Source organism: Saccharothrix longispora (assembly GCF_031455225.1).
In the GTDB taxonomy this organism is placed as follows: Bacteria; Actinomycetota; Actinomycetes; order Mycobacteriales; family Pseudonocardiaceae; genus Actinosynnema; species Actinosynnema longispora.
Genome location: NZ_JAVDSG010000001.1, coordinates 1226284 through 1242221, shown reverse-complemented (window position 1 = coordinate 1242221; position 15938 = coordinate 1226284). Strand labels below are relative to the sequence as shown.

General features: G+C 73.4%; 9 protein-coding genes. 7 read left to right on the top strand and 2 right to left on the bottom strand.

From position 1 onward, the window contains the following. Positions 1–16: 16 nt before the first annotated feature. Positions 17–6433 (bottom strand): non-ribosomal peptide synthetase, encoded by a 6417-nt coding sequence (locus J2S66_RS05530; RefSeq protein ID WP_310304554.1) that lies wholly within the window; start codon positions 6431–6433, stop codon positions 17–19. A 265-nt stretch (positions 6434–6698) separates the two neighbouring features. Between J2S66_RS05530 and J2S66_RS05525 the strand changes: the two genes are divergently transcribed. The 4 genes from J2S66_RS05525 (at position 6699) to J2S66_RS05510 (ending at position 12195) form a co-directional block, all read left to right on the top strand. Then, positions 6699–6914 (top strand): MbtH family protein, encoded by a 216-nt coding sequence (locus J2S66_RS05525; RefSeq protein WP_306746330.1) that lies wholly within the window; start codon positions 6699–6701, stop codon positions 6912–6914. A 149-nt stretch (positions 6915–7063) separates the two neighbouring features. Then, a complete protein-coding gene (locus tag J2S66_RS05520) occupies positions 7064–9031 on the top strand; it encodes a carbamoyltransferase C-terminal domain-containing protein (RefSeq protein ID WP_310304549.1) in 1968 nt (655 codons plus the stop codon). Positions 9032–9374: 343 nt separating this feature from the next. Next, positions 9375–11093, top strand: a complete 1719-nt coding sequence (locus tag J2S66_RS05515) for an AfsR/SARP family transcriptional regulator (protein ID WP_310304547.1) — start codon at positions 9375–9377, stop codon at positions 11091–11093. 40 nt (positions 11094–11133) lie between these two features. Beyond that, a complete protein-coding gene (locus J2S66_RS05510) occupies positions 11134–12195 on the top strand; it encodes an ornithine cyclodeaminase family protein (protein ID WP_310304544.1) in 1062 nt (353 codons plus the stop codon). Positions 12196–12215: 20 nt separating this feature from the next. Here the strand turns inward: J2S66_RS05510 and J2S66_RS05505 are convergent, their stop codons facing one another. Then, entirely contained in the window at positions 12216–13217 is a 1002-nt protein-coding gene (locus tag J2S66_RS05505; protein WP_310304541.1) for a helix-turn-helix transcriptional regulator, read from the bottom strand. Between the two features lie 248 nt (positions 13218–13465). On the opposite strand from J2S66_RS05505, the gene J2S66_RS05500 reads away from it, so the two are divergent. From J2S66_RS05500 to J2S66_RS05490, 3 genes are all read left to right on the top strand, one after another. After that, positions 13466–13951 (top strand): hypothetical protein, encoded by a 486-nt coding sequence (locus tag J2S66_RS05500; protein ID WP_310304538.1) that lies wholly within the window; start codon positions 13466–13468, stop codon positions 13949–13951. A gap of 69 nt (positions 13952–14020) precedes the next feature. Beyond that, positions 14021–15580 (top strand): cation:proton antiporter, encoded by a 1560-nt coding sequence (locus J2S66_RS37250; RefSeq protein ID WP_310304536.1) that lies wholly within the window; start codon positions 14021–14023, stop codon positions 15578–15580. Continuing rightward, entirely contained in the window at positions 15568–15930 is a 363-nt protein-coding gene (locus J2S66_RS05490) for a hypothetical protein (protein WP_310304533.1), read from the top strand. The genes J2S66_RS37250 and J2S66_RS05490 overlap by 13 nt, the downstream gene beginning before the upstream one ends. Positions 15931–15938 lie beyond the last annotated feature (8 nt).

The following is a 15938-nucleotide window of genomic DNA, read 5'->3' as shown; positions in this document are numbered from 1 at the left end:
GTCGCCGCCCCTCCCGTCACCGGGTTTCGACCCCGCCGTCCTCCTCGGGCAGCAGCCGCGCGATGGTCGGCGCGAGGAAGATCTCCCTCGCCGTCACCTCGAAGCCCTCCCGCGCCAGCGCCGCGACGAGCACCACGGCCAGGATCGAGTCGCCGCCGAGGTCGAAGAAGCCGTCCTCCAGCCCCACCCGCTCGACGCCGAGCACCTCGGCCCACACCGCGGCCATCCGGCGCTGCCGCGGCGTGCGCGGTTCGACGTGGTGGGAGGCGGTGGACGCCGTGCCGTCCCACTCGGGCAGCGCCGCGACGTCGAGCTTCCCGTTCGGGGTCAGCGGCAGGGCCTGCACCGGCACGAACGCCGACGGCACCATGTAGTCGGGCAGGGTCGCCGCCAGCCAGCGCGACAGCGACTCCGGCTCGGGGGCCGCGGTCTCGTCCAGCGGGACCAGGTAGGCCACCAGGCGCGGTTCGCCGGTGCGGGTGTGCCGTTGGACGACCCTCGCCTCGGCCACCCTCGGGTGCCCGCCCAGGACGCCCTCGACCTCGCCCAGCTCGACCCGGTAGCCGCGGATCTTGACCTGGCCGTCCAGCCGGCCCAGCAGGTCCACCGCGCCGTTCGCCAGCACCCGCGCGATGTCCCCGGTCCGGTACAGGCGCGACCCGGGCGGGCCGTACGGGTCGGGCACGAACCGCTCCGCGGTGAGCCCCGGTCGGCCGAGGTACCCGCGCGCCACGCCGAGGCCGCCGACGCACAGCTCGCCGGGCACGCCGATCGGCACCGGCTGCAACGCCTCGTCCAGCACGTGCATGCCGGTGCCGTCGATGGGCACGCCGATCGGCACGACCTCGCGCTCCTCGGAGTCGGCCACCTGCGTGGAGTTGGCCACCGTGATCTCGGTGGGGCCGTACTCGTTGATCACCCGCGCGCCGTCGCCCAGCCAGTCGGCCCAGCGGGCGGCGGTGCGGGTGGGCAGCGACTCGCCGCCCACCACGAGGGTCGTGGTCAGGCCGCGCGCGGTGGTCGCGTCGAGCTGGTGCGCGAGCATCTCCAGGTGGCCGGGCGTGAGCTTGACGAACCCGAACGGCGCCGCCGCCCGCAGCCGCGCGCCGAGCCGGGACAGGTCGGTGTCCTCGGGCACGACGTGCACGGACCGCCCGGTCACCAGGGGCGTGAACAGCGTCGTCACGACCAGGTCCGAGGCGGGCGTGGAGAACAGCGGCGCGCCGCCGGGGCCGGTGGAGTACTCGCGGGCCGCCCAGGTCAGGTAGTTGGCGAGGTTGGCGTGCGTGACGCACACGCCCTTGGGGCGCCCGGTCGACCCCGACGTGTAGACCAGGTAGGCGGGTTCGGCGGGGTCCGGTCGCGTCGCCTCGCGCGCGGCGGTCCGCTGGTCGGCCGGGTCGACCGCCGCGTCCACCACGATCGCCTCGCCCGCGAAGAACGACTCGGCGACCTTGTCCACGTCGGCCTGCCCGGTGAGCACCCAGCCCGCGCCGCTGTCGTCGAGCATGAGCGCCCACCGCCGGGCGGGCTGCTCGGTGCCCAGCGGCACGTAGGCCCCGCCCGCCTTCCAGGTGGCCAGCAACGACACCAGCAGGTGCTCGTCCCGCCGCGCCACGACGCCGACCACGCGCCCCGGGCCGACGCCGGCCGACCGCAGCCGCTCGGCGAGCCGGTCGGCGCGGGCGTCCAGCTCGGCGTAGTCCAGCCGGACGTCACCGCACTCGACGGCCGTCGCGTCCGGGGTGAGCCGCGCCTGCCGCTCGAACGCCTCGATCGCGCTGGTCACCTGCCCGTGCGCGCCCGGCGCCGGCGTGCGGCCCCGGGCCGGCAGCAGCTCGCGCTCGCCCGGCGGCAGGTAGGTGGCGGACGCGTCGCCGTCCAGGCCGGCGGCGATCGACTCCAGCACCGCGCGGAACATCCGCGCGACGGCCGTCGCCCGCTCCTCGGTGACCACCCGCGGGTCGACCGTGACGAACACGTGCCCGGCGCGCGAGGAGATGCTGAGCGGGAACTCGGTCGGGCTGTCGTCCTCGCCCGCCAGGTCGCCGACCAGCCGGCTCTCGACCTGGTTGAAGTCCTGGTAGTTGAACAGCACGGTGACCAGCCGCCCGTGGCCCCGGGTGAGCCGGTTGATCTCGGGCAGCGGGAAGCCCCGGTAGGGCCAGAACTCCACCTCGCGCTCGAAGACCTGGATCAGCAGGTCGCGCCACGTCCGCGCGCCGCGGTCGACGGCGAACGGCACCGTGTTGAGGTACATGCCGTACACGCGATCGGCGCCGGTGCGCTCGGGGCGCGCGTCGCACACGAGCCCGGCGTGGAACGCGGGTTCGTCGGTCAACTGGGAGAGCACCTTCGCGTACGCGGCCAGCATGACGCTCTTCATCGACACCCCGGCCTCGCTGGCCCGCGCCCGCAGCGCCGCTTCGAGGTCGCGCCAGGAGATGTGCGCCTGCCGGGTCTGCCCCGCCGGGGCGTCCGGGTCGCCCCACTCCTGCGGCGGAACCACCGGCGCGTAGTCCGCCACGACGCCGCGCCAGTAGTCGGCGTGCTCGCGCGAGGCGATGGCGGCCATCTCCTCGGCGACGAAGTCGGCGAACCGGACGGCCGGCGGGTCGTACGGCGGCGGCTCCTCACCGTCGCGCAGCGCCTCGTAGCACGTGAGCAGCTCCATGATGAGCGTGTGGTGCCCCCAGCCCTCCAGGATGGGGTGGCACTCGGTGCACGACAGCCAGTAGACGCCGTCGTCGGTCAGATGGATGAAGAACCGCAGCAGGCCGGGCGTCTCCAGGTCGAACAGCTCGCGGCGCTCCCGGTCGGAGTGCTCGCGCAGCAGCACCTGCACCTCCTCCGGCGACGAGCCGGAGGCGTCGCTGACGGCCAGCGGGATCTTGGCGGTGGCGTGCACGAGCTGCATCGGCGTCGAGTAGCCGGTCAGGTGCAGCGAGGTGCGCAGCGCCTCGTGCCGCTCGGTGACCAGCGCGGTGGCCCGGGTCATCGCGGTGAGCGAGAACGGCTTGTCGTCGAACACGCGGAACGAGGTGACGTTGTGGTAGCGGTTCTGGTCGTCCGCCATCATCTCGAACAGCATGCCGATCTGGTTGCGCGACAACGGGTAGGCGTCGACCACGCCCTCCGGCAGCCGGTTGCGGTCCTCCAGACCGATCAGGGCGAACGGCTGCACGACGCCGCCGACGTCGGCCAGCTCCGGCTTCCCGGCGACCAGCGCGCACAGCGCGGCCACCGTGCGCTCGGCGAAGATGTCGCGCACCGAGACGTCGAACCCGGCCTCGCGCAGCGCGCCGACGAGCGCGACGGCCCGGATCGAGTCGCCGCCGAGGTCGAAGAAGCCGTCCCGCACACCGACCCGCTCGGCGCCCAGGACGTCGGCCCACACCGCGGCCATCCGCTCCTCCTCGGGCGTCCTTGGGTGCTCGTAGCCGACCTCCGCCCCGGCGTCCGGCACGGGCAGCGCGGCCACGTCGAGCTTGCCGTTGGAGGTCAGCGGCATCCGGTCCAGGTAGACCAGGTCAGGCGGGACCATGTACTCGGGCAGGGTCCGCCCCAGCCAGTCCCGCAGCTCCTCCGCGTCCACCTCGGGCGCGCCGTCCGCGGCGACCAGGTAGGCGGCCAGCCTCGGGTCCCGGTCGCCGTCCCGGCGCAGCACCACGCGCGCCTGCGCGATGTGCTCGTGGGTGCCCAGCACGCCCTCGACCTCGCCCAGCTCGACCCGGTAGCCGCGGATCTTCACCTGGTCGTCGCGGCGGCCGACGAAGTCCACCGACCCGTCGGGCAGCACCTTGCCCAGGTCGCCGGTCCGGTACAGGCGCGACCCGGGCGGGCCGTACGGGTCGGGCACGAACCGCTCCGCGGTCGTCGCGGGCATGCCGACGTAGCCGCGGGCCACGCCGTCGCCGCCGACGCACACCTCGCCCACGACGCCGACCGGCACCGGCTCCAGCCGCTCGTCCAGGACGTACATGCTGGTGCCGGGCATGGGCCTGCCGAGCGGGATGACCTCGCGGTCGAGCGCCTCGGCGACCGGGCACGTCGAGTTGCCGACGGTGATCTCGGTGGGGCCGTACTCGTTGACCACGCGGCCGTCGCCGAGCATCTCCTCCCACCGGCGCGCCACGTGGCCGGTGAGCACGTCGCCGCCGGGCACGACGGTCGCCGCGAGCCCGCCGATCTCGTCGTCGGACAGCTGGTGCGCCAGCACGTCGAGGTGGCCCGGGGTGAGCTTGACGAAGCTGAACGGCGCGGCGTCGCGCAGCGTGCGCCCCAGCTCGGACAGGTCGAGGTCCTGCGGGAGGACGTGGACGGGCAGGCCGGCGAGCAGCGGCCCGTAGAGCACCGGGACCACCACGTCGGAGGCCACCGTGGAGAACAGCGGCGCGCCGCCGGTGGACTGCCCGACGTACTCGGCGAGCACCTGGTCGAGGTGGTTGGCCAGGCCCCGGTGGGTGACCTGGACGCCCTTGGGGCGCCCGGTCGAGCCGGAGGTGTAGATGACGTAGGCCAGGGCGTCGCCGCCGAGGTCGACGGGCGGGTCGAGCGGCGGGAGGTCCGCCGGCACCGGTTCGTCGACGACGAGCACCTCGCCGTGGAAGAGGGCGCGCACGTCGTCCGCGTACTTGCGCTCGGTGAGCACCCAGTCCGCGCCGGCGTCGCCGAGCAGGTGGGCCCACCGCTCTGGCGGCAGCTCGGGGCCGATCGGCAGGTAGGCGCCGCCGGTCTTCCAGGTGGCCAGGAAGGAGGCGACGAGGTCGACGCCGCGGTCCAGCAGCACGCCCGCGACCCGTTCCGGGCCGTGCCCGCGCGCCCGCAGCAGGCGGGCGAGGAGGTCGGCCCGCGCGTCCAGCTCGGCGAACGTGGTGACGCCGTCGGCGGTGCGGACCGCCTCGGCCCCGGGGGACACGGCGACGCGGGCGTGGAAGCGGTCCAGCGTGTGGGCGCCGCCCAGGCCGGGGCGCGGCGGGAGCGTCAGCACGGCCCGCTCGACGCCGTCCAGCACGTCCACGTCGGACAGCGGCGCGTCGGGCGCGGCGACGGCCCGTTCGAGCAGGGTGGTGAAGTGGCGGGCCATGCGCTCGACGGTGGCGTGGTCGAACAGCTCGGTGGCGTAGAGCAGCCGGGCGGTGATCGAGCCGTCGGGCAGCAGCGCGGCCTGGAGTTCGAGGTCGCACCGGGCGACCTGGCCGTCCCCGGCGTAGGGCTCGGCGGTCACGCCGGGCAGCGCGATGCCCGCGCCGTCGGACTCGTGCATGGTGAGCACGACCTGGAACAGCGGCGTCCGCGACAGGTCGCGCTGCGGTTCCACCGCGTCCACCACCTGCGCGAACGGCACGGCGTCGTGGTCGAAGGCGTCCAGCACGATCTCCCGGACGTGGTTGAGCAGCGCCCGGAACGACACGTCGCCGGACCAGCGGGTGCGGATCACCAGCGTGTTGACCGCGTAGCCGACGAGGTGCTGGAGCTCGGGCTGCGTGCGGGAGGAGGCGATGGTGCCCACCGGCACGTCCGCCCGGCCGGTGTAGCGGGCCAGCACCGCCTGGAACGCGGTGAGCAGCGCGACGAACGGGGTCGCGCCCTCGCCCCGGGCCAGCTTCACGACCCGGTCGGCCAGCTCCGCCTCGACGCGCAGGTCGTACTGGGCGCCCGCGTAGCCGCGCACGGACGGCCGGGGCCGGTCGGTGGGCAGTTCGACGGGCGCGATGCCGGACAGCACGTCCGTCCAGTAGCCCAGTTGCCGCCCGCGGTCCTCGTCGGACATGCGGGCGCGCTGCCAGGCGGCGAAGTCCGCGTACTGCACCGGCAGCGCGGGCAGCGCGGCGGGCTCGCCCCGCACGATGGCGCGGTACCCCTCGGCGAGTTCGGCGAGCAGCGCCTGCGTGGACCACGCGTCGCACGCGATGTGGTGCAGCGTGAGCAGCAGCAGGTGGTCGTCGGCCGCCCGCGCGACCAGCACGGCACGGCAGGGCCACTCCAGCGCCAGGTCGAACGGCGTGCGCGCCTCGCGGCCGACGATGTCCTCGGTGCGCGCGTCCAGCTCCGCGACCGACCGCCCGGACGGCCGCTCCACGCGCAGCAGGCCGGTCACCGCGGCGTCCACGACCTGGACCGGCGCGCCCGCGTGCATCTCGTAGCGGGTGCGCAGGATCTCGTGCCGCGCCACCACCTGGTCCCAGGCGCGGCCGAGGGCGTCGGCGTCGAGGTCGCCGGTCAGCCGCAGCGCCACCGGCACCAGGTACTCCGAGCTGCCCGGCCTGAGCTGCTGGAGGAACCACATCTGCTCCTGCCCGTGGGACAGCGGCAGCGGTCGGGAGCGGTCCGCTCGTCCGATGCGCGCGGACGCGCCGTCGCTGCCGTGCAGGCGCCGCCACAGCAGCTGCGCGCGGCGGGCATCCACGGACATGTCCGGCTTGCTGGCCATCGAGGCTCCTGTCTGCGACATGGTCCGGTGGCGTGCGCCCTCCGGCGGGTGCTCGGTGCACGCCTGACCGGGAACCCTCGCGGGCGTGGCAATACGGCCGCTATATGGCCAGTCCGCGCCGGCCCCGCGCACCGCGCGTCGACCGGAGCGCGACGACTCCGCACCACCCGGCGGCCCGGTGGTGGTCCGGTCCCGTATAGCCGGGATATGGCCGGGGCGAGCACTCTTCGTCCCGCCCCACGAAGAGGACCAGCAGGAGGATTCGGTGACGGAGAACCTCGCCGACGACCGCCGGTGGCGGGTCGTGCTCAACGATGAGGAGCAGTACTCGGTGTGGTGGGCCGACCGCGAGCCGCCTGCGGGGTGGCACGCGGAAGGCACCGAGGGCACGAAGGACGAGTGCCTGGCGCGGATCGAGGACGTGTGGACCGACATGCGCCCGCTGAGCCTGCGGCGGCGGATGCAGGCCCAGGCCAGCTGAAACCGAGCGCGTTCACCGGTCGGGCCGCGCCCGTCGTCCACCACCGCACGACCGGAGTCCGGTAACCCCGTGTCAGGCAGACGCCTGCCTACTGTCGGAAGAAGTCAGATATGCGGATCGTAGGTGTCAATCTCAGCCACGACAGCAGCATGAGCCTGGTCGAGGACGGGCGCATCGTGGCGGCTCTCGCGCTGGAGCGCATCACGCAGCAGAAGCGGGGCACCGTGCCGTGGCACGAGTACACGCTCGCCATGACGAGGTTGGCGGTCGAGGTGCTGGGCGGCCAGGGCCTCACGATCGATGACGTCGACTACTGGATCGGGACGTCGACCGAGTCGGGCGACCAGAACGAGGAGGAGCGGCTGCTCGACATCCTCGGTGTGCTCGCGCCCGCGGGCAAGCGGCTCGCCCTCCCCCACCCGGCGCACCACCTGGCGCACGCCGGCGCGGCGTTCTACACGTCCGGCCTGCCGGACGCGGCGGCGGTCGTGGTCGACACCTACGGGTCGATCTTCCGGGGCCACCGCGAGCGGGAGACCGCGTTCGAGTTCTCGTTCGGCAGCCGCCCCAAGGAGCTGTTCCGCATGACGCGGGCCAGCACGCGGATCGCCGGGACCGTCCACAACGGCGCCGTCCTCCTGCCGGAGAACATCGGCGGCCTGGGCGAGCTGTACCGGGTCGTCACGCTGGCCCTCGGCTTCCGCGAGTCGGGCACCGCGTACGACGACGCGGGCAAGACCATGGGCCTCGCGCCCTACGGCAAGCGCCTGTCGGCCGAGCCGCTGTTCATCGACGTGAGCGGCGACGAGATGCGGTTCGACAACGCGACGCAGTCCCTCGTGGACCTGGGCTTCGCGAAGCACGCGGAAACGGGCGCCCAGCTGCTGCCGCGCAAGCGCGGCGAGGCCATGACCCAGCTCCACAAGGACCTGGCCTACCAGATCCAGTCCGAGTTCGAGGACGCCATGCTCTTCCTCACCAACAAGAGCCTGGCGATGTCCGGCAGCCGCAACCTCGTGCTGTCCGGCGGTTGCTTCCTCAACTCCACCACCAACGCCCGGCTGGCGCGCGAGCTGGACATCGACGGCATCTCCGTGTTCCCGGCGGCGACCGACGACGGCAACGCCGCGGGCGCCGCGCTCTACGCCTACTACAACATCGTCAACGAGCCCGGCACGGTCGCTCCGGCGGACCCCCGTTCGTTGCGGATGACGGACGTGTACCTCGGCCCGCCCCGGGTCGCGAAGGAGCAGATCGAGCAGGCGAGCAAGACCTGGTCGTGCGACCCCGTGTACCACGCCGACGAGGCCGACATGGTGCAGGCGGCGGCCGAGGCCATCCAGCGCGGCGAGATCATCGGCTGGTTCCAGGACCGCGCCGAGTACGGGCCGCGGGCGCTCGGGTCGCGGTCGATCCTGTGCCACCCCGGCCTGCCCGGCATGAAGGACCGGCTCAACGCGCGGGTGAAGTTCCGCGAGGCGTTCCGGCCGTTCGCCGCCTCGGTGCTGGCCGAGCGGGCCGTGGACTACTTCGAGATCCCGGTCGAGGACAGCCCGTTCATGCTGTTCGTGTGCCCGGTGCTCCCGGAGAAGCGGGAGTCCATCGAGGAGATCACCCACGTCGACGGGACGTGCCGCATCCAGACCGTGGCGGCCGAGCAGGACGGCAAGTTCCGCAGGCTCATCGAGCGCTTCGACGAGCTGACCGGGGTGCCGATGATCCTCAACACCTCGTTCAACCTGCGCACGAAGCCGATCGTGGAGACCCCCGGCGACGCGCTCAACTGCCTGTTCGGCTCCCGGCTCGACCGGCTGTTCATCGGCCAGTACGAGTTCACCGCGCCGAACTTCGCGGACATGGTGCCGACCAGCCTCACGGCCGACGGCGACAAGGGGCCGGCCGACCCGCGCGAGGCGGCGATCCTGGGCCTCGTCGACGGCTCGCGGTCCGTGCGGCGCATCGCCGAGGAGGCCGGGCTGGACGTCGAGGTGACGATCAACCTGGTGCTCGACATGCGGCGCCGGGAGTTCCTCGACTGGGCCAACCTGCCCAACCGGTACCGGGAGCTGACCATTCCGACGCCGCAGTACCAGCAGAACTTCAGCGAGAGCCGCTGAACGTCCGGCACCGGGTCCCCGGTGCCGGACGGACCTGCCTCCTCCCCCTGGTCACGTGCGGAAACACCGCCGCCCGGCACCCCCACAGGTGCCGGGCGGCGGTGTGCCCGCACGCCCTCGGACGGTGACTCGGGGTGATCGGCAGGCCACATCCTGACAAGGCATGTTCCTGCCAAACGTGACGGCTGACATGTTTGAAAACCTTGAACAGACTTCCTGGAGGCGACAGCACGCGGGCAACGCCGCCGCGCGAGCGTGTGAGGGGTGGTCGATGAGGTTCCAGGTACTTGGTCTGGTGGGGGCGTGGGTCGGGGACACGCAGATCGAAGTGCGCGGTTCGAAGATGCGCACCTTCCTGGCGTCGCTGCTGCTGGCCCGCGGGCGGGTCGTGTCGGACGCCAGGTTGATGCAGATGTTGTGGGACGAGGACCTGCCGTCGACGACGCAGGCGCAGATCCAGACCTACGCCTCGCGGCTGCGCAGCCTGCTCGGCGCGGAGGCCAGGATCACCCGCCAGCCGCCCGGGTACCGCTTCGAGTTCCTCGCGCAGGACCGGGTCCAGCTCGACCTGGTCGAGTTCGAGACGCTGGCGGCGCAGGGCAGCACGGCCCTCGCCGAGGGCAGGCACGCCGAGGCCAGCAGGCTGCTGCGCGACGCGCTGTCGCGGTGGAACGGCCCGGCGCTGGGCGGCGTCACCGACCACCTCGCCACGGTGGAGCAGCCCAGCCTGGAGGAGGCCAGGCTCACCGCGCTGGAGAGCTGCATCGACGCCGAACTGGCCCTGGGCGAGCACCAGCGGCTGATCACCGACCTGACCGCGCTGATCGCCGCGGAGCCGCTGCGGGAACGGCCGCGCATGCAGCTGATGACCGCGCTGCACGGCAGCGGTCGCACCGCCGACGCGCTGGCCGTGTACCAGGACTTCCGCACCGCGCTCGCCGAGCTGGTGGGCCTGGACCCGTCCACCGAGCTGCGCGAGCTGCACCAGTCGATCCTCACCTCCGTGCCGCGCACGCCGCGCACGACGGTCACGCTGTGGCCCCGGCGGCAGGAGGGCGCCCCGGCGCTGCCGCCGGAGCCCAGCGACTTCACCGGCCGGGCCGCCGAGACCGAGCGGGCGTGCGCGGTGCTCAGCGGTTCGCCCGGGCAGGCCGAGCTGCCCACCGCGTGCGTCGTCAGCGGCATGAACGGCGTCGGCAAGACCACCCTCGCCCAGCGCGTGGCCAGGTTGCTGGCCAAGCGGTTCCCGGACCGGCAGCTGCTGGTGGACCTCGGCGGCAGGCACGCGTCGCCGCCGAGCGCCGGCACCGTGCTGGACGGGCTGCTCGCGCGGCTCGGCGTGCCGACCGACCGGGTGCCCGAGTCGACCGCGGCGAAGGTGGACCTGTACCGCCGGACGTTGGCGGGCACCAGGACACTGCTGATCCTCGACGACGCCCACGACGAGCGCCAGGTCCGGCCGCTGCTGCCGTCCGTGCCGGGCTGCGGGGTGCTGATCACCAGCCGCTCGCTGCTCGCCACCCTGGAGGGCACCGCGCGGATCACGCTCGGCCCGTTCTCCCCCGCCGAGTCGATGCAGTTGCTGGGCCGCATCATCGGGGTCGACCGGACCACCGCCGAGCACCGGACCGCGCTGGACATCGCGGAGGTGTGCGGCCACCTGCCGATCGCGATCCGCGTGTGCGGCTCCCGGCTGGCCGCCCGGCCGCACTGGTCGCTCCGGCGGCTGGCCGACCGGCTGCGCGACCCGGGGCGCGTGCTGGACGAGCTGCGGGTGGGCGACCTGGACGTGCGGGAGCGGCTGCTGCCGTCGTTCGCCGCGCTGTCGGACGACCTGCGCGGCGCCCTGCTGCGGCTGTCGGCGCTCGGCCCCGGCACGTTCCACGTCCACACCGCCGCCGAGCTGCTCCGGCTGTCCGCGGTGGACGCGTTCGACGTCCTCGACGAACTGGTGGCCGCGCACCTGCTGCGCCCCGACCCGCGCACGGTGGACCACTACCGGCTGCCCGAACTCGTCCACGCCCTGGCACTGGACCAGGAGCAGCTCTGCAAGGTCGGCTGATGACCCGGTCGACGACCGCCACTTCCCTGGAGAACCCGTCGTGACGACAACGATGAACGAGTTCCGCTACCTCACCCGCGACGACGTCGTGCGCGCGCTGTCCGAGGTCGACGCCGTCGCGGTGGTGGCCGAGGCGCTGCGCCTGCACACCGAGCGCCGGGTGATGCTGCCGGAGGAGGCCTACCTGCCGTGGCGCTCGCCCGGCGGCGCGGCCAACCGGTGCCTGGCGATGCCGGGGGCGGTCGAGTTCGACGACGGTTTCGCGGTGGGCCTGAAGACCATCAACGCCAGCCTCGGCAACGTCGACCGGGGCCTGCCCCGCTCGCAGGGCTTCACGCTGCTGCTGGACCCGGAGACCGCGCGGCCCCGGGCGTTGATGGAGGCGGCGCACATCAGCGCGCTGCGCACCGCCGCGGTGACCGCCGTGGCCGCGCGGTCGCTGGGCAGGCCGGGGGCCTCGACGATGGGCCTGATCGGCTGCGGCACGCTGGCGATGACGCACCTGGAGCTGTTGGCGGACACCGTGCCCGCGTTGGCCGAGGTGAAGGTGTTCGACATCGACCCGGCGCGGGCGGAGCGGTTCCGCGAGGAGGCGTCGGCGCGGCGGCCGCGCCTGACCGTGTCGGTGGCGGCGTCCGCGCGGGACTGCGTCGTCGGCTCGGACCTGGTGGTGCCGGTGACGACGGTGACCGAGGGCTACATCCCCCGCGAGTGGCTGTCGCCGGGCGCGCTGGTGTCCAACGTGTCGCTGGACGACCTGCTGCCCGACGCCGTGCGCCACTGCGACCTGCTGGTGATCGACGACTGGGACCTGGTCAGCGGGGACAACCGCCGGCTGCTGGGCCGGATGTACCGGGCGGGTGAGCTGCTGCCGCCGTCCGGCATCGTGGAGGGCGACGGCGGCGGCCTGCCGAGCGCGTCGGTCCGCAAGGTGGACGCCACGCTCGGCGAGGTGGTGTCCGGCGACCACCCCGGGCGCGGCGCGGACACCGACGTCGTGGTGTGCAACGCGTTCGGGATGGCCATCCTGGACGTCGCCGTGGCGCACCGGGTGGCCGAGGCCGCTGAACGGGCCGACCTCGGCCAGGTCCTGTCGTTGTGAGCGGCGCCGCGCTCCTCCGCTCAGCCGCGCCCGCCGGACAGCCAGCCGACCTCGACCGCGCGGACGCCGACCTGGAACCGGCTGCGCGCCCCCAGGCGCTCGGCCAGGTCCGCGATCACCCGTCGCGTCGTGCGCACCGACACCCCCAGCTTGCGGGCGACCACGGCGTCGGTGTGGCCGTCGGCCAGCAGGCGCAGGACCTCGTGGTCCTGCGCCGTCAGGCCGTCGACGTCCCGGTTGACCGGCACGCCGAGGTCGGTGGCCGGTTCCCAGGCGTGGTCGAAGAACGCGCACAGCGCCGTGAGCACACCGGTGCCGCGCAGCACCACGATGCCCTCGTCGGAGTTGTGCGGGTCGAGGGCGACGATCGCCACCTTGCGGTCGTAGAGCGACATCCGGACCGGCAGGCTCGGCACGGTGCGCACCTCGCCGCCCTGCTCGACCAGCCAGCGCGCGTAGCCGAACGCGGCGGTGTCGTTGGCGATGCTCTCCAGGTAGAGCCGCCGGATGCGCACGCCGCGCCCCAGCAGCCGGAGGTCCTCGGCCCGGTCCGCCTCCTCCCGCGGTTGCGGCGCCGGGCCGCCCGGCGAGAACGACATCATCTCGGACGTGCAGTTGTCCGCCAGGCTGTCGGCGAAGCTCTGCACCGCTTCCGAGCCCAGCACGCGCTGGTCCGGGAACTCGCCCTGGTCCACCTGCGCCTGCTCGTACTCGGCGAGCATGCTCGACACCAGCGACCGACTGCGGGCGACGTCCTGCTGGTGGTAGGCCAGCACGGCCTCCTGCGCTTCCAGCAGCCCGTGCAGCGCCACGCCCGGGTCGATCAGCACGGCCTCGTCCCGGTCCTGGGCCTGCCAATCGGCCTTGATCAGGTTGAGCTGCACCAACTCGTCGAGCGAGCGCGTCAACCTGCCTTCCGACCACGTCAGCCAGAGCCCCAGCTCCGCGATGCCGACGTGCGGGTACTTGATCATCGTTTGGTACACGATTCCGGCATCGGTGCCGAGACCGAGGAACTGCATGTTCAACCTCCCCAGAGTGGCTGAACCAGCCACCGGTCGAACGTGAGATCTATTCATCAAGGTGTGCTTATTCCCGACAAAACCTCCGACTCCCGGGCAAAAATTCTTTTGCAATGACGACCGAGGAAAGAAAAGCACATGTCAAATACCGGAACGATAGGTCAGACGGGTGCATTGCCCGGCGTCGGGATTGAGCCGTTCGGAGTCTTACGGATTCCCGAATCGTCGTCCGGGCGACTGGCACGGCGGTGTTGACGTGGCCGTGGATCGCCTTCGGGCTGGCGTTCGCCACGGCGGTCGTGCCGTTCGGCAGCATCGAGCTGTTCGTCATCGGCCTGGTCGCGCAGCGGCCGGACATCCCATTCGCGGCCGTGGGCGCGGTGATCGCGGTCGGCCAGGTGCTGGGCAAGCTGGTGCACTACTACGCCGCCCTCGGCGTGCTGCGGTTGCCGCCGCTGCTGCGCCGGGCGCCGCGGCCCGGGCGCGCACCCGGCCGGGTCGCGACCTGGCTGAAAGCGGCCACCGAGCGCGCCCGGGAGAGCCCGCGGTGGATGGCGGGGATCTTCTGCGTCAGCTCGGTCGTCGGGTTGCCCCCGTTCGGGGCGACCGTGCTCCTGGCGGGCGTCACCCGGATGCGGGTCGAGCTGTTCCTGGCGATCGGCCTGGTCGGCCGGTTCACCAGGTACTGCTGCCTGGCCGCGGCCCCCGGTGTGTTCGGCGACGTGTTCTTCTGACCGGGAGCGGCCGGAGGCCGGCTCCCCGCGCAGTCCGCAGAGGATCGACCTGACGGAGGGGGACCGGTCGTGACGGACCACGTGGCAGTGCTGCTCCTCGACCTGGCACTGATCCTGTTGATCGCCCACGCGTTCGGCGCGCTCGCGCGCCGGTTCGGGCAGCCGCCGGTGATCGGCGAGATCCTCGCCGGCATCCTGCTCGGACCGACGCTGTTCGCCGGCGGGCTGTCCGCGGTGGTGATCCCCGCCGACGTGCGGCCGCTGCTGTCACCGCTGGCGAACGTCGGCGTCGCGCTGTTCATGTTCCTGGTGGGGCTCGAACTGGACCGGTCGCTCCTGACCGCCGGGCGCCGCGTCATGACCGGGGTCGCGCTGAGCGCCACGCTGGTGCCCTTCGCGCTGGGCGCGCTGCTGGCGTGGCACCTGCTGGACCGGCACGAGACCACCCACCCGCTGGGCTTCGTGCTCTTCCTCGGCGTGGCCATGGGCGCGACCGCGTTCCCCGTGCTGGCGCGCATCCTGACCGACCGCGGGCTCCGGAAGACGCCGCTGGGCGCGCTCTCGCTGGGCATCGCGGCGATCGGCGACGTGGTGGTGTGGTCGGTCCTGACGGGCGTGGTCGTGCTCGTCGGCGGCACCGGCTCGGAGTGGCGGCTGCTCCTCACCGTCCCCTACGCGGCCGTCCTGCTGTTCGTGGTGCGACCGCTGCTGCGCAGGCTCGGCACCCGGCGGGCGACGTCGGGCGCGGACACGCGGCGGCTCGTGGTGATCACCATCGGCGTGCTCGCCAGCGGCGGCGCGACGGAGTGGCTCGGGCTGCACTTCGCGTTCGGCGCGTTCCTGTTCGGCTTCGTCTTCCCCAAGGACACCGACAGCCGGCTGCGCGCCGACGTGGCACGCCGGGTCGGCTCGATCACCTCGGTGCTGCTGCCGGTCTACTTCGTGACGGCCGGGCTCAAGGTCGACCTGTCGACGATCGACGTGTCGGGCTTCCTCGACCTGGCCCTGGTGCTGCTGGTCGCGGTGGTCGGCAAGGGGGGGCGGCGCCTACGTCGCGGCGCGCCTGCACCGGGTGCCCCCGCGCGACGCGGCGTCCCTCGCCGTGCTGTTGAACACGCGCGGCCTGACGGAACTCGTCATCCTCACCATCGGGTTGCAACTGGGCCTGCTCCAGGAGGACCTGTACTCGCTGATGGTCGTCATGGCCCTGGTGACCACCGCGATGACCGCGCCGCTGCTGACGCTGGTCGACCGGGTGAGCGGGCGCCGCTCGCGCCTCGGACCGGACGCCGACGTGGCGCACCCCGACGTGGCGCCCCGCACCGGACCCGGTGGCCGGTGACCGGAACGCCGGTCACCCCCGACGCGTCCGACCACCGAGGACGTCGGTCGTCGGGGAGGTCGGGGTGGAACGTCGGGCGTTGCTCGGCTTGGCGTGGGCGTGCGTGCCCGTCCAGGTCGTCGGGGGGTTCCTCGTCGGGAGCGACGAGTGGTGGTGGGTCGGCGCCGCCGCGTTCGTCCTGGGGGCCGTCGGCTTCGCCCTCGTCTTCCACGCGCTCGGGCTGGGCCCCGGCGCGGTGGGCGCGGCCTGCTTCCTCGGGTTCGGGCTGCTGGCGGTGTCCGCGCTGACCGGGCCGCCGCTGTGGGCGGCGTGGTTCGGGGAGCGGGCGGAGTGCGCGATCGTCGACCGGCGCGCGGAGCGGGGTTCGTGGGACGACGACGAGGCGTGGTACGTGGTCGAGTGCGACGGGGGGCGCGGCGCGACGGAGGTGTCCGCGCGCGGCAGGCACCTCGGCGTGGTCGGCGACCGGGTGCCGCTGGTCTTCGACCGGCTCGGGGTGGTGGCGCCCCTGCGGCCGGACGACGTGACGACGGCCGGCGCGTGGCTCGTCCCGCCGTCCGCCGCGGTGGTGGTGTGGTTCGTCGCGGTCGCCGACCGGCGGCCGGGGTGGCGGCGCCGGGCGGCGCGCCGGCGGTGACGCGGCAC